This window comes from Microbacterium sp. SCN 71-21, assembly GCF_001725695.1.
Classification (GTDB): domain Bacteria; phylum Actinomycetota; class Actinomycetes; order Actinomycetales; family Microbacteriaceae; genus Microbacterium; species Microbacterium ginsengisoli.
Map to the genome: position 1 here is coordinate 57,924 of NZ_MEGA01000003.1, position 14,546 is coordinate 72,469.

At 71.9% G+C, this 14,546-nt stretch carries 13 protein-coding genes; all 13 read left to right on the forward strand.

Annotation, left to right across the window (positions count from 1 at the left end; translation table 11 throughout):
- Nucleotides 1-31 precede the first annotated feature (31 nt).
- The 13 genes from ABT08_RS01055 (at nt 32) to ABT08_RS01115 (ending at nt 14,414) form a co-directional block, all read left to right on the forward strand.
- On the forward strand, nt 32-679 hold the full coding sequence (locus ABT08_RS01055; RefSeq protein ID WP_056519490.1) for an amino acid ABC transporter permease: 648 nt from the start codon (nt 32-34) through the stop codon (nt 677-679).
- Complete coding sequence (locus ABT08_RS01060; protein ID WP_056519487.1) at nt 676-1,569, forward strand: amino acid ABC transporter permease; 894 nt, start codon at nt 676-678, stop codon at nt 1,567-1,569. Before ABT08_RS01055 ends, ABT08_RS01060 begins: the two co-directional genes overlap by 4 nt.
- Before the next feature lie 32 nt (nt 1,570-1,601).
- On the forward strand, nt 1,602-2,648 hold the full coding sequence (pheS, locus tag ABT08_RS01065) for a phenylalanine--tRNA ligase subunit alpha (protein ID WP_056209559.1): 1,047 nt from the start codon (nt 1,602-1,604) through the stop codon (nt 2,646-2,648).
- The gene (gene pheT / locus ABT08_RS01070) at nt 2,648-5,155 is read left to right on the forward strand and encodes a phenylalanine--tRNA ligase subunit beta (RefSeq protein WP_056519484.1); all 2,508 of its coding nucleotides are present in this window, start codon (nt 2,648-2,650) and stop codon (nt 5,153-5,155) included. Before pheS ends, pheT begins: the two co-directional genes overlap by 1 nt.
- A 40-nt stretch (nt 5,156-5,195) precedes the next feature.
- Nucleotides 5,196-5,945 carry a dienelactone hydrolase family protein gene (locus ABT08_RS01075; protein ID WP_056209334.1) on the forward strand — a complete coding sequence of 250 codons (750 nt, stop codon included), beginning with the start codon at nt 5,196-5,198 and terminating at the stop codon, nt 5,943-5,945.
- Nucleotides 5,946-6,189: 244 nt separating this feature from the next.
- Nucleotides 6,190-7,233 (forward strand): N-acetyl-gamma-glutamyl-phosphate reductase, encoded by a 1,044-nt coding sequence (gene argC, locus ABT08_RS01080; protein WP_288113725.1) that lies wholly within the window; start codon nt 6,190-6,192, stop codon nt 7,231-7,233.
- Complete coding sequence (argJ, locus tag ABT08_RS01085; protein WP_056519477.1) at nt 7,230-8,387, forward strand: bifunctional glutamate N-acetyltransferase/amino-acid acetyltransferase ArgJ; 1,158 nt, start codon at nt 7,230-7,232, stop codon at nt 8,385-8,387. Before argC ends, argJ begins: the two co-directional genes overlap by 4 nt.
- Nucleotides 8,384-9,289 (forward strand): acetylglutamate kinase, encoded by a 906-nt coding sequence (gene argB, locus ABT08_RS01090; RefSeq protein ID WP_045247636.1) that lies wholly within the window; start codon nt 8,384-8,386, stop codon nt 9,287-9,289. Before argJ ends, argB begins: the two co-directional genes overlap by 4 nt.
- Nucleotides 9,286-10,518 carry an acetylornithine transaminase gene (locus tag ABT08_RS01095; RefSeq protein ID WP_288113727.1) on the forward strand — a complete coding sequence of 411 codons (1,233 nt, stop codon included), beginning with the start codon at nt 9,286-9,288 and terminating at the stop codon, nt 10,516-10,518. The genes argB and ABT08_RS01095 overlap by 4 nt, the downstream gene beginning before the upstream one ends.
- Entirely contained in the window at nt 10,515-11,438 is a 924-nt protein-coding gene (gene argF, locus ABT08_RS01100; RefSeq protein ID WP_056209328.1) for an ornithine carbamoyltransferase, read from the forward strand. The genes ABT08_RS01095 and argF overlap by 4 nt, the downstream gene beginning before the upstream one ends.
- Before the next feature lie 44 nt (nt 11,439-11,482).
- Nucleotides 11,483-12,913: an argininosuccinate lyase gene (argH, locus tag ABT08_RS01105; RefSeq protein ID WP_288113728.1), complete on the forward strand. Its 1,431-nt coding sequence runs from the start codon at nt 11,483-11,485 to the stop codon at nt 12,911-12,913.
- A gap of 128 nt (nt 12,914-13,041) precedes the next feature.
- Complete coding sequence (locus ABT08_RS01110) at nt 13,042-13,524, forward strand: hypothetical protein (protein ID WP_056209322.1); 483 nt, start codon at nt 13,042-13,044, stop codon at nt 13,522-13,524.
- Nucleotides 13,521-14,414 carry a serine/threonine-protein kinase gene (locus ABT08_RS01115; protein ID WP_288113729.1) on the forward strand — a complete coding sequence of 298 codons (894 nt, stop codon included), beginning with the start codon at nt 13,521-13,523 and terminating at the stop codon, nt 14,412-14,414. The genes ABT08_RS01110 and ABT08_RS01115 overlap by 4 nt, the downstream gene beginning before the upstream one ends.
- Nucleotides 14,415-14,546: the final 132 nt, after the last annotated feature.

Below are 14,546 nucleotides of genomic sequence, written 5' to 3' on the forward strand. Positions count from 1 at the left end.
CGCCCCGGCTCCCTCCGAAAGGACGACGACGGTGAACATCCTCACCGACTACCCCGATCTGTGGGGTGAGGCACTGCGCGGCACTCTGGTGCTGTTCCTCGGCGGCGGCGCGATCGCCCTCCTCCTCGGGCTCATCGTCGGTGCCATGCGCGTCTCCCCGGTGCCGATCGCGCGCGCGGTCGGCGCGGTGTACGTCAACTGGATCCGCAACACCCCGCTCACACTCGTGATGTTCTTCTTCGCGTTCTGTGTCCCGCTCCTCGTGCCCGGCCGTGCCGACTTCGTGCTGCTCGCGACGACCGCCCTCGGGATCTATACGGCCACCTACGTCGCCGAGACCGTGCGCTCGGGCATCAACACCGTGCCGGTCGGGCAAGCCGAGGCCGCGCGCGCCCTCGGGATGGGTTTCGGGCAGGTGATGGGCTACGTCGTGCTGCCGCAGGCGACCCGATCGGTCATCCCGCCGATGATGAGCGTGCTCATCGCCCTGCTGAAGAACACGACCGTGGCGAGCGGCTTCTCGGTCGTCAACCTCGGCAACATCCGCGCGAACATGAGCGAGCTGGGGGAGAACCAGCTCGTCACGATCCTCTGGGTGATGGTCGTGTTCGTGGTGCTCGTGCTGCTGCTGGCGTGGCTGCAGCGCGTGCTCGAACGTCGCTGGAAGGTGGCCCGATGAGTTCCGTCCTCTACGACGTGCCCGGCCCTCGGGCGCGACTGCGCAACCGGATCCTCGGCGTCGTCACCGTGCTCGTCGTCGCCGCGGGCGTCGCCTGGACGATCTGGCGTCTCGCCGAGACCGGTCAGTTCTCTGCCCGGAAGTGGGAGCTGTTCACCTACAGCCGGGTGTGGGAGCAGTTCGGACAGGCCACCATCGCGACGCTGTCGGCGTTCGCCGCGGCCGCGCTCGGCTCGGTCGTGCTCGGCTTCGTGCTCGCGATCGGGCGTCTTTCCGACCACGCGTGGGTGCGCATCCCGGTCACCGCGGTCGTCGAGGTGCTGCGCGCCATCCCGGTGCTCGTCTTCATGCTGCTGCTCTACTACGGGCTCCCCGTGCTCGGGCTGCGGCTGCCGAGCTACGGAGCGGTGGTGATCGCGTTGATCGCCTACAACGGCTCCGTGCTCTCCGAGGTGATCCGCGCGGGTGTCGAGGCGCTGCCGCGCGGTCAGAAGGAGGCGGGATACGCCATCGGGCTGCGCAAGGCTGGGGTGCTCCGCCTGATCCTGCTGCCCCAGGCGCTGCGCGCGATGCTGCCGGTGATCATCGCGCAGCTGGTCGTCACGCTCAAGGACACCGCGCTCGGCTTCATCATCACCTACCCCGAGCTGCTCTACTACGCGCGTCTGCTGGGCTCGAATCCGCAGTTCGGCTCGCCGCTGATCCCCTCGGCGCTGATCGCCGGCGCGATCTACGTCGCCCTGTGCCTGGCGCTCTCCTACGTCGCGTACGTCGTCGAGCGCCGCACCCGCCGGTCGCCGCGAGCGACGGGCACGGATGCCGCGGCCCCCGCGACGACCACAGAGTCCCTCGCCGCCCCGCGCGCCGAAGGCGCCCCGCCCGCGCCCTGAGACAGCCTGGGCGCTCGGTAGACTCGATTCCCGTGTCCGACGCACCCGAGAACGAGATCACGCCCGAGGCGGTGACGGCTGCGGCCGAGGCCGCGGTCGCGGCGATCGCCGCGGCATCCGATTCCGCCGAACTGAAGGCGGCGCGACAGGCGCACGTCGCGGAGGGCTCGCCGCTGGCGCGCCTGAACGCGCGCATGCGCGACGTGCCCGCGGACCGCAAGGCGGAGTTCGGCAAGCTCGTCGGCCAGGCCCGCGGGCAGGTCACGCAGGCGCTCGCCGCCCGCGAGACCGCGCTCGCCGAAGCGGAGCTCGCCGCCAAGCTCGAGGGCGAGCGCGTCGACATCACCGCCGTGCCGCAGCGCACGCGCGTGGGGGCGCGGCATCCGCTGACCCTCCTGCAGGAGCAGATCGGCGACATCTTCGTCGGCATGGGGTGGGAGATCGCGGAGGGTCCCGAGCTCGAGCACGAGTGGTTCAACTTCGACGCGCTGAACGTCGACCCCGACCACCCGGCGCGCCAGATGCAGGACACCTTCTACGTCGACCCGGTGGATCGCCACCTGGTGCTGCGCACCCAGACGAGCCCGGTGCAGATGCGCACCATGCTCTCGCGTGATGTGCCCATCTACGTCATCTCGCCCGGCCGCGTGTACCGCACCGATGAGTTCGACGCCACGCACCTGCCGGTCTTCACGCAGTTCGAGGGACTCGTGGTCGACAAGGGCATCACGATGGCGCACCTGAAGGGCACCCTCGACCACGTCGCCAAGCAGCTGTTCGGCGCCGAGGCGAAGACGCGCTTCCGCGCGAACTTCTTCCCGTTCACCGAGCCGAGCGCGGAGCTCGACCTGTGGCATCCGACCTTCAAGGGCGGCGCCCGCTGGATCGAGTGGGGCGGCTGCGGCATGGTCAACCCCAACGTGCTGCGCGCGGCGGGTCTCGACCCCGAGGTGTACTCGGGCTTCGCGTTCGGCATGGGGGTCGAGCGCACCCTCATGTTCCGCAGCGACGTGCAGGACATGCGCGACATGGCCGAGGGTGATGTGCGCTTCAGCGAGCAGTTCGGGATGGTGGTGTGATGCGCATTCCGCTGTCGTGGCTGCGTGAATATGTGGACGTCCCTGCGGACGCGACCCCGGAGGACGTGCTCGCCTCGTTCGTGAGCGTCGGCTTCGAAGAGGAGGACGTGCACTCCTTCGACGTGACCGGTCCGGTCGTCGTCGGCCAGGTGGTCTCGTTCGAGCCCGAGCCGCAGTCCAACGGCAAGACGATCCGCTGGTGCCAGGTCGACGTCGGCGAGGCGAACGGCGGCGTGCGCGGCATCGTGTGCGGCGCCGGCAACTTCTTCGCGGGCGACAAGGTCGTGGTGACGCTGCCCGGCGCAGTTCTGCCGGGGCCCTTCCCGATCGCCGCCCGCAAGACCTACGGCCACGTCTCCGACGGCATGATCGCCTCGGCGCGCGAGCTCGGCCTCGGCGAGGACCACTCCGGCATCCTGCGGCTCACCGAGCTCGGCCTCGACCCCGAGGTCGGCACCGATGCGATCGCCCTGCTCGGTCTCGACGACGTCGCCGTGGAGATCAACGTGACCCCCGACCGCGGGTATGCGCTGTCGCTGCGCGGCGCCGCACGCGAGTATTCGCACGCGACCGGTGCGGCCTTCCGCGACCCCGCGCGCGAGGGGCGGTGGGTCGACCCGGGTGCGGGCGTCGAGATCGCGATCGAGGATGCCGCACCCATCCGCGGGCGCGTCGGTGCGTCGCAGTTCGCGGCACGCGTCGTGCGCGGCGTCGATCCGTCGCGGCCGACGCCCCCGTGGATGGTGGCCCGGCTCGCGCTGGCCGGCATCCGCTCGATCTCGGTGCTCGTCGACATCACCAACTACGTCATGCTCGAGCTCGGCAACCCCGTGCACGGCTACGACCTCGACAAGCTCTCCGGCGGCATCACCGTGCGCCGGGCGGCGCCGGGCGAGACGCTCGAGACCCTCGACGGCAAGGTGCGCGACCTGCATGTCGAAGACCTGCTGATCACGGATGCCTCGGGCCCCATCGGTCTCGCAGGCGTCATGGGCGGCGCGAGCACCGAGATGAGCGAGACGACCCGCAACGTGCTGGTCGAGGCGGCGACGTTCGACCCGGTCACGATCGCCCGCAGCGCGCGTCGCCACAAGCTGCCGAGCGAGGCGTCTCGGCGCTTCGAGCGCGGCGTCGACCCGAACGTCGCGTCGGTCGCCGCCGAGCGCGTCGTCGAGCTGCTCGAGAAGCTCGCCGGCGGCACGCGCGCGGTCGAGGGCGGCCTCGCGAGGGTCGAGTCCGCACACCAGCGCGACGGCATCCTGCTGCCGGACGGATTCATCTCCGCGCTCATCGGGGTCGACTACACCGACGACCAGATCACGGGCGCGCTCGAGAAGATCGGCGCCACCGTGCTTGACCAGGGCGACGACAGGCTGGTCATCGCGCCGACGTGGCGCCCCGACCTCACCGACAAGTGGACGCTCGCCGAGGAGGTCGCCCGCATCGAGGGCTACGACCGCATCCCCGCGGTGCTCCCCGTCGCTCCGACCGGTCGCGGCTGGACCGTTGCGCAGGCGGCCCGCCGTCGCGTGTCGAACGCGCTCGCCGCCGCCGGCTTCGTCGAGACGCCGTCGTTCCCGTTCACCACGGTCGACGCGAACACGCTGCACGGCTCCGCCGACGGCGAGGCGGTGCCGAGCGTGCTGCTCGCCAACCCGCTCGACGGACTCGCACCGGCGCTGCGGCGCAGCCTCGTGCCGGGACTGCTCGTCGTCGCGCACCGCAACGCGGCGCGCGGCCTCGGCGACCTGTCGCTGTTCGAGACCGGCGCGGTGTTCCTCCCGGAGCCGGGCGTCGTCTACGGCACGGCCGACGTGCCGCCCGCCGCCGCACGTCCCGACGCCGCGACGCTCGCGGCGCTCGACGCGGGCATCCCACCGCAGCGTCGCCACCTCGCCGTGCTCGTCACCGGTCACGTCGCGCCCAAGCAGCCGGGCCGGTCGGCCGAGGCGGCCGGTCTCCCCGAGGTGCTCGACGCGGTGCGGGTCGCGGCATCCGCTGCCGGCGTCACGATCGACGTCGCCCAGGCGCAGCGCGCGGCGCTGCACCCGGGGCGTGCCGGCGTGCTGTCGGTCGACGGCGTGGAGATCGGCTACGTCGGCGAGCTGCTGCCGCAGGTGTCGGCCGACGCCGACCTGCCCGGCCGCGTCACGGTCGCCGAGCTCGATCTCGACGCCCTTGTCGCCGCCGCCGGAACCCGCACCGTCGCCCCGTCGCTCTCGGGCTACCCGGCGGCGACGCAGGATGTCTCGCTCATCGTCGACGCCGACCTCGCCGCCGCCGACCTCGCCGCCGCGCTCGTGGCCGGTGCGGGCGACCTGCTCGAGTCGCTGCGTCTCGTCGACGACTACCGCGGGCAGGGTCTCCCCGAGGGCACCAAGAGCCTCACCTTCGCGCTGCGCTTCCGCGCCCCCGACCGCACGCTCACCGCGGCCGAGGCGACGGAGGCGAAGCTCGCGGGCGTGGCCGTGGCGACCGAGCGGTTCGGCGCGACCCTGCGGGAGTGACGTGCACGCCGTGCATAGCGCGCGGGCGTAGCGTGGCGGCATGACCGAGACGCGCAGCATCCCGACCCCCGACGGCCCCGCGATCGACGTGTACCTGGCGCGGCCCGACGGGCCCGTGCGCGGAGCGGTCATCGTGATCCACGAGATCTGGGGGCTCGTCGACCACATCCGCGACGTCGCCGACCGGTTCGCTGCCCTCGGCTACCTCGCCGCCGCCCCCGACATCCTCAGCCGTGGTGGCATCGAGCCCTCGATCGGCGCCGAGCTGTTCGCGATCATGAACAGCGACGACGAGGAGGCGCGGGTCGCCGCCCAGCCCCGCATGCGCGACGCGATCACCGGGGCCCGGGCTCCCGAGTACGCCGGGTGGGCGGTCGGGGCCCTCACCGGCGTCGTCGACCTCGTCGCCACGGAACCCGGCGTCGACGGACGCATCGGGGTCATCGGCTTCTGCTTCGGCGGCACCTTCGCGTTCCTCCTCGCCGCCGCCGACCCGCGCGTGCGCGCGGCGCTGCCGTTCTACGGCTCCGCGCCGGGCGCCGAGCAGCTCGGGCGCATCACGGCGCCGGTGCTCGCGCTCTACGGACAGCACGATCCGTCGCTCATCGAGGCGCTCCCGGCAGTCGAGCAGACGGCTCGCGAGGCGGGTGTCGCCCTCGAGACGGTCGTCTACCCGGATGCCGCGCACGCGTTCTTCAACGACGAGGGCCGCCGCTACCACGCAGCCTCGGCGGCCGACGCCTGGGCGCGGGTGCAGGCCTTCCTCGACGCCCACCTCGACGCCGGGTGACGGCCCGGATTTGCGGGGGGATGCGGCATCCCGATACCCTCGCGGCATGCCGTCGGCGTCCCTCCACCTCGCAGTGCTCCCCGTGAGCCTCGGTGGCGCGTGCCGACGCCGCGGCGGCCGCCGACTCTAGGCGACCCCTGCGTCCCCCGTTTCCGGGAGCCGTCGCGGGTGTCGCCGCGTTCGGCCCTCGCCGCGCGTGCTCTGTGCATGAGCGGCATCCCTCCCAGAAACTAAGGTGGAATCCATGACGCTCTCGGTCGCCGTCTCCGGCGCTTCCGGTTATGCGGGCGGTGAACTGCTGCGCATCCTCGCAGCCCATCCCGATGTCGAGATCACGACCGTCACCGCGCACGCGAACGCCGGCCAGCCGCTCATCGCGCACCAGCCGCACCTGCGCTCCCTCGCGCACCTCACCCTCGAGGACACGACGCCCGACATCCTCGCCGGCCATGACGTCGTCTTCCTCGCGCTGCCGCACGGGCAGTCGGGTCAGTACACCGACGCGCTGAAGGACTCCGCGCTCGTCATCGACGCGGGTGCCGATCACCGGCTCACCGATCCGGCCGCGTGGGCCCGGTTCTACGGCGGCGACTTCCACGAGCCGTGGGCCTACGGCGTGCCGGAGCTCGCCGTGGCGACCGGGAAGCAGCGTGCGAACCTCGTGGGCGCGACCCGGATCGCGGCCCCCGGCTGCAACGCGTCGACCGTCAGCCTCAGCCTCGCGCCCGGCGTCGCGGCGGGCGTCATCGACGCCACCGACCTCGTCAGCGTGCTCGCGGTCGGGCCGTCGGGCGCGGGCAAGAGCCTGAAGACGAACCTGCTCGCGAGCGAGATCCTCGGCACCGCGAATCCGTATGCCGTGGGCGGCACGCACCGGCACATCCCCGAGATCCAGCAGGCGCTGCGCGGGGCCGGCGCCGACGACGTGCGCATCTCGTTCACGCCCGTGCTCGTCCCGATGGCCCGCGGCATCCTCGCGACCTCGACGGCCCCCATCCGGGCGGGCGTGACGGATGCGCAGCTGCGCGACGCGTGGGAGAGCGCCTACGCGGGGGAGACCTTCGTGCAGCTGCTGCCCGAGGGGGTGCTGCCGCGCACCGCCGACGTGCTCGGGGCGAACACGGCGCTGCTGTCCCTCGCGATCGACCGCGACGCGAACCGCGTGGTCGTCACCGCCGCGGTCGACAACCTCGTCAAGGGCACCGCCGGTGCCGCCATCCAGTCCATGAACATCGCGCTCGGCCTCCCCGAGGACCGCGCCCTCACCGTGAACGGAGTCGCCCCGTGAGCGTCACCGCCGCCCAGGGATTCGCCGCCGCCGGCGTCGCCGTCGGATTGAAGTCGACCGGCAAGCCCGACGTCGCGCTGGTCGTCAACCGCGGCCCACGCAAGGTGGGCGCCGCCGTGTTCACGAGCAACCGGGCCAAGGCGAACCCGATCATCTGGTCGCAGCAGGTCGTCGCGGACGGCGTCATCGAGGCGGTCGTGCTGAACTCCGGCGGGGCGAACTGCTTCACCGGATCGTTCGGCTTCCAGACGACCCATCAGACCGCCGAGAAGGCCGCCGAGCTCCTCGGGGTGAGCGCCGGCGACGTCGTCGTGTGCTCCACGGGCCTCATCGGCACGGGCGACGAGGTCTTCCGGGCCAAGGTTCTCGCGGGCGTCGAGGAGGGCGTGGCGGCGCTGTCGGACGACGGGGGAGAGGCGGCATCCCTCGCGATCATGACCACCGACTCCCGGCCCAAGCGCGCGGTGCGCACCCACGACGGGTGGACCATCGGCGGTATGGCGAAGGGCGCCGGGATGCTGGCGCCCGGCCTCGCGACGATGCTGGTCGTCATCACGACCGACGCCGAGCTCACGAGCGCCGAGGCGGATGCGGCCCTGCGCCGCGCGACCGGCACGAGCTTCGACCGGCTCGACTCCGACGGGTGCATGTCGACGAACGACCAGGTCACCCTGCTCGCGAACGGGGCCACCGGCATCCATCCCGATCTCGACGTGTTCGCCGCCGTGCTCGCCGACCTCTGCCAGGACCTCGCCCGGCAGCTGCAGGGCGACGCCGAGGGCGCGAGCCACGACATCACGATCCGCGTGGTCGGCGCCGAGAGCGAGACCGACGCGGTCGAGGTCGGGCGCTCCGTCGCGCGCAACAACCTGTTCAAGGCCGCGATCTTCGGCAACGACCCGAACTGGGGGCGTGTGCTCGCCGCCATCGGCACCACCGCGGCCGCGTTCGACCCGTACGACGTCGACGTGTGGATGAACGGCGTGCGCGTGTGCAGCCAGGGCGGACCCGACCGTCCCCGCGAGGAGGTCGACCTCGCCCCGCGCGCCACCGACCTGCTCATCGACCTGAAGGTCGGCACCGCCGAGGCGACGATCCTCACCAACGACCTCACCCACGACTACGTCCACGAGAACAGCGCGTACGCCTCATGACCGATCCCGCCCTGCAAGACACCGACCCGACCGAGGCCTCCGCGAAGGCGGCGACCCTCATCGAGTCGCTGCCCTGGCTGCGTCGCTTCCGCGACCAGATCGTCGTCGTCAAGTACGGCGGCAACGCGATGGTCTCCGAGGAGCTGCAGGACGCCTTCGCCGCCGACATGGCCTACCTCCGCTACGTCGGGGTCAAGCCGGTCGTCGTGCACGGCGGCGGTCCCCAGATCTCCGACATGCTCGACCGGCTCGCGATCCCGACCGAGTTCAAGGGCGGCTACCGGGTGACCTCCACCGAGGCGATCTCGGTGGTGCGAATGGTGCTCACCGGTCAGGTGAACCCGCAGCTGGTCGCCAAGATCAACGCCCACGGCCCGGTCGCCGCGGGTCTGTCGGGCGAGGACGCGGGCCTGTTCGGCGGACGCCGCCGCGGCGTGCTCGTCGACGGGGTCGAGCACGACCTCGGCCGGGTGGGCGACATCGTCGAGGTCGACCCGCAGCCGGTGCTCGACCACGTGACGGCGGGCCGCATCCCGGTCGTCTCCTCGATCGCCCCGGACCTCGACCACCCCGGGCAGTCGCTGAACGTGAACGCGGATGCCGCGGCCGCCGCACTGGCGGTGGCCCTCGGGGCATCCAAGCTGGTCATCCTCACGGACGTGCCGGGGCTCTACGCCGACTGGCCGAACCGGGAGTCGCTCGTCTCGAGCCTCACGGCCGAGGAGCTGCGCACCATGCTGCCGTCGCTCGAGTCGGGGATGATCCCGAAGATGCGGGCGTGCCTCGACGCGATCGAGGGCGGCGTGGAGACCGCGGCGATCATCGACGGACGGGTGCCGCACTCGGTGCTCGTCGAGATCTTCACTCAGAAGGGCATCGGAACGGAAGTGGTGGCGAAATGAGCGACGCAGACGCGCAGACCGAGATCTGGCAGGAGGCCGCCGGGCGTGACCTGGTGCGCAACTCCGGCGACCGCCTGGCCCTGCTGACCCGTGGCGAGGGCGCCTACGTCTGGGATGCCGCGGGCACCCGCCTGCTCGACTTCCTCGCCGGCATCGCTGTGGACGCCCTCGGGCACGCCCACCCGGTGTTCGTCGACGCGGTGACCCGGCAGGCGCAGACCCTCGCCCACGTGTCGAACTACTTCGCCACGCCGCCGCAGCTCGAGCTCGCGGCGCTGCTGAAGCGGCTCGCCGGTACCGGCCCCGCCGGCCGCGTGTACTTCGGCAACTCGGGGGCGGAGGCCAACGAGGCCGCGTTCAAGCTGGCCCGTCTCCACGGCGGCAGCGCGCGGCCGCGCATCCTCGCGCTCGAGAGTGCGTTCCACGGCCGCACGATGGGCACGCTGGCGCTCACCGGAAAGCCGGGAATGCGCGCGCCGTTCGAGCCGATGGTGCCGGGCGTGGAGTTCCTGCCGTCGACGATCGAGGCCCTCGAGGCCGCCGTCGACGACACGGTGGCCGCCCTGTTCGTCGAGCCGATCAAGGGCGAGGCGGGCGTCGTGCCGCTGCCCGAGGGGTACCTCGCCGCGGCACGGGAGATCACGGCACGCCATGGCGCGCTGCTCATCATCGACGAGATCCAGACCGGCGCCGGTCGCACCGGTGCCTGGTTCGGCTTCCAGCACGAGGGCATCGTGCCCGATGCGATCACTGTCGCCAAGGGCATCGGCGGCGGCTTCCCGATCGGCGCGCTGATCACGTTCCCGACGGCGAGCGAGCTGTTCTACCCCGGCACCCACGGGTCGACGTTCGGCGGTAACGCGCTGGCGACCGCCGTCTCGGTCGCGGTGCTCCACGAGATCGAGCGCGCCGGCCTCGTCGAGGCGGCGACCCTGCGGGGCGCTCAGGTGCGCGCCGCCGTCGAGGCGATCGGCTCGCCGCTCGTCACCGGCACGCGCGGTCAGGGGCTGCTCATCGGCGTCGCCCTCACCGACCCCGTCGCGAACGAGGTCACCGCCGCCGCGCAGCGGCACGGCCTCATCGTGAACGCGGCCAACGACAGCACGGTGCGGCTGGCGCCGCCCCTCATCATCGGCGATGTCGAGATCGACGAGTTCCGCGAGCGGTTCGCCGCCGCGCTCGCCGAGGTCGCGGCATCCGTCGTTCTCTCCCCGGAGGTGTCCGCATGACCCGCCATCTGCTCCGCGACGACGACCTGACAGCGGTCGAGCAGGCCGAGATCCTCGATCTCGCCGTCGAGCTCAAGCGCGACCGGTGGGCGCAGAAGCCGCTCGCCGGTCCTCAGACGGTCGCCGTGATCTTCGACAAGTCGTCGACGCGCACCCGCGTGTCGTTCGCGGTGGGCATCGCCGACCTCGGCGGCTCGCCGCTCATCATCTCGACCGCCAACAGCCAGCTCGGCGGCAAGGAGACCCCCGCCGACACCGCCCGGGTGCTCGAGCGCCAGGTCGCGGCCATCGTGTGGCGCACCTACGCCCAGGCCGGGCTCGAGGAGATGGCCCGCGGCACCCGCGTGCCCGTGGTCAACGCGCTCTCCGACGACTTCCACCCGTGTCAGCTTCTCGCCGACCTCCTCACCATCAAGGAGCACAAGGGCGAGCTCGCCGGGCTCACCCTCGCGTTCTTCGGGGACGGGCGCAGCAACATGGCCCACTCGTACGTGCTGGCGGGGGTCACCGCCGGAATGCACGTGCGCGTCGCCTCGCCCGACACCTACGCGCCCCGCGACGACGTGATCGACGACGCCGACCAGCGCGCGAAGGAGACCGGAGGCTCGGTGACGCTCTACACCGACCCGCTCGAGGCCGCCGCCGGCGCCGACGTGGTCGTCACCGACACCTGGGTGTCGATGGGCAAGGAGGAGGAGAAGCTCGCGCGCCTGCGCGACCTCGGCGCGTACAAGGTGACGAACGAGACGATGTCGCTCGCCGCGTCCGACGCGATCTTCATCCACTGCCTGCCTGCCGACCGCGGCTACGAGGTCGACGCCGAGGTCATCGACGGCCCGCAGAGCGTCGTCTGGGATGAGGCGGAGAACCGCCTGCACGCCCAGAAGGCCCTGCTGGTGTGGCTGCTGCGCCAGCAGTGAGCCGCGGCATCCGCTCGTCCATCCCGCACGAAAGGGTCGAACCTGTGACCGCTGAGTCCGCGCACGGAACCAATGAGGGTGCTCTCTGGGGCGCCCGCTTCGCCGGCGGGCCGTCGCCCGAGCTGCAGGCCCTGAGCCGCTCGACGCACTTCGACTGGGTGCTCGCTCCGTACGACATCGCCGGCTCGCACGCGCACGCCACCGCGCTGACCGCGGCGGGCTACCTGAGCGCCGACGAGGCGGCGCGCATGCACGCGGGCCTCGACCGGCTTCTCGCGGCCGTGACGTCGGGGGAGCTCGTCGCCCAGCACTCGGACGAGGACGTGCACGGTGCGCTCGAGCAGGCGCTGATCGCGGAGGTCGGCGCCGAGCTCGGCGGCAAACTCCGCGCCGGCCGCAGCCGCAACGATCAGATCGCAACCCTGGTGCGCCTCTACCTGCTCGATCACGCCGCGGTCATCGCGCGTGAGGTGCGTGCGCTCATCGACGCGCTCGTCGCCCAGGCCGAGGCGCACGAGACGGCGATCCTCCCCGGTCGCACGCACCTTCAGCACGCGCAACCCGTGCTGCTCGCGCACCACCTGCAGGCGCACGGCTGGGCGCTCACGCGCGACCTTGAGCGGCTGCGCGACTGGGCGGTGCGCGCCCGTGTGTCGCCGTACGGCGGCGGCGCTCTCGCCGGATCCACGCTCGGTCTCGACCCCGCGCTCGTCGCGCGCGAGCTCGGGCTCGCCGAGCCCGCCCAGAACTCCATCGACGGCACCGCCTCGCGGGACGTGGTCGCCGAGTTCGCGTTCATCGCCGCGCTCATCGGCATCGACCTGTCGCGGTTCGCCGAGGAGATCATCCTCTGGAACACCCGCGAGTTCTCCTTCGTGACCCTCGACGACGCGTATTCGACCGGGTCGAGCATCATGCCGCAGAAGAAGAACCCCGACATCGCCGAGCTCGCGCGCGGCAAGGCGGGCCGCCTCATCGGCAACGTGTCGGGGCTCCTCGCCACCCTCAAGGCGCTGCCGCTCGCCTACAACCGCGACCTGCAGGAGGACAAGGAGCCGGTGTTCGACTCGGTCGCCACCCTCGAGGTCGTGCTGCCGGCGTTCACCGGCATGGTCGCCACCCTGCGCTTCGACACGGCGCGCATGGCCGAGCTCGCGCCGCAGGGGTTCTCGCTCGCCACCGACGTCGCCGACTGGCTCGTACGCGCGGGTGTGCCCTTCCGTGACGCGCACGAGATCTCGGGTGCGCTCGTGCGGGCGTGCGAGTCCGCAGGGATCGGACTCGAGGATGCCTCCGACGCCCTGCTCACGAAGATCTCACCGCTGCTCACCCCCGCCGTGCGCGAGGTGCTCACGATCGAGGGATCGGTCGCGTCACGCGACGGCGTCGGCGGCACCGCGCCCGTGCGGGTCGCCGAGCAGCGTACGGCGCTCATCGCGGCGGCACAGGCGGCGGCCGCGGCTCTCGCGGGCTGAGGGGTTCACGCCTCCTCTGGGACACGGACTCCTGCCGTTCACGTGTCGTTCTCTCGGGCGTCGTGCCGAGGCACGACGATCCCGGACGTGTCCAGCTGCATCTGGCGCAACTCACAGGAGGGTGCCAGGTGGCTGCGCAGGTGCACTACGTCAGGTTCGCGAGCACGCAGGATCGTGTGGCGCAGGAGTGGCTGCGCGCGACGCAGCTCATCGTCGAGAGCGGCACGAGCGCGCTGGTCACGCCGCCGCCTGATCGCGGCCGGGCAGGGTCCGTGGTGGGCTGGCGACTGGTCAGCGAGAATCATCGCGAGATCGCGCGCGGGAGCCGCCTGCATCCCAGCGACCGTGCTGCAGGGTTCGATGCGGCGACACTCGCGCGACGGGCGACCGAGCTGATCGTTCATGCCGCCCGGCAGCATCAGACGCGCACCAGTCGCTGGTTCGCGGTGCTGGACGACGACATCGTCCTGGTGGGTTCGCGCGCGTACGAGAATCGTGTGACAGCCCGCAACGCAGGTGCGCTCGCGGTGCGCTCGCTCGCGATTCTCGGCGCGGGGGCCGACATGCTGAGTACGGGGCAGGTGCCGCCCGAGGGAGAGCCTGCGACGTGACCGCGTCGGTCGTGGGCGGTCGATACCGGATCGGTACGACCCTGGGGAGCGGAGGCACCGCGACGGTCTACGAGGCTCACGACGAGCAGACCGACCGCGTCGTCGCGCTGAAGCTCCTCCACTCCCACCTCGCGAAGGACAACGCCGCCTGCGATGCGTTCTTCGAAGAGGTCGCTGCATCCTCTGCCATCCCGCATCCCGCGATCGTCACCGCGATCGAGTGGGGTGTCGATCGGAGTGGTGATGTGCCGGTGGCATGGATCGCCATGGAGCTCGTTCCCGGAGTGACGCTCGCGCAGCACGTGCGCACTCACGGCCCCTTGCGCGCCGCCGACACGGTTCTGTTGGCCGATGCGCTCTTGAGCGTCGTGGCCGCCGCGCACGATGCCGGCGTGGTCCATCGGGACATCAGCCCCAGCAACGTGATGGTCGACATGGCATTCGACGACGGCGGAGTGCGTCGCGAATCGGTGCGACTCCTCGACTTCGGCCTCGCCGATGTCTCCGGACGATCGACCCACGGCGCCGATCCCCTCCTGAGTGCGCCCGGCGCCGGCGTGGTGGCGAACGTGCCCTATGCGTCGCCCGAGCACCTGACCGGCGCATCCGTCACCGAGGCGAGTGATGTGTATCAGATCGGGGCCGTGCTCTGGTTCGCGCTGACCGGGGGGCCGCCGTTCGCCGGTGATCGCGACGCGGTCTCGTTCGCGCACCGTGCGCTGCCGCCGCCGCGACTGGGCGACGCGCTGCCCGGAGCGGATCCGACCCTGGAACGCATCCTCGTGCGCGCCCTCGCGAAGCAGCCGGACACGCGCTACGCCCCATCCGCCATGCGATCGGCGCTGCGCGGCGTCGGACGCGGCGCCGGCTCGCCGGCAGTGGCCGGGTAGGCCGACAACGTGGGCAGCGCCGCGACGATCGCCTCCTCGATCAGCGCCGGCGTGGCATGGCGCGGCTCGCCGATGCCCAGGCTGATCGGCCGCAGCGCGGGGTTGGGCACGATGCCGCGCGTCAGCTCGCGC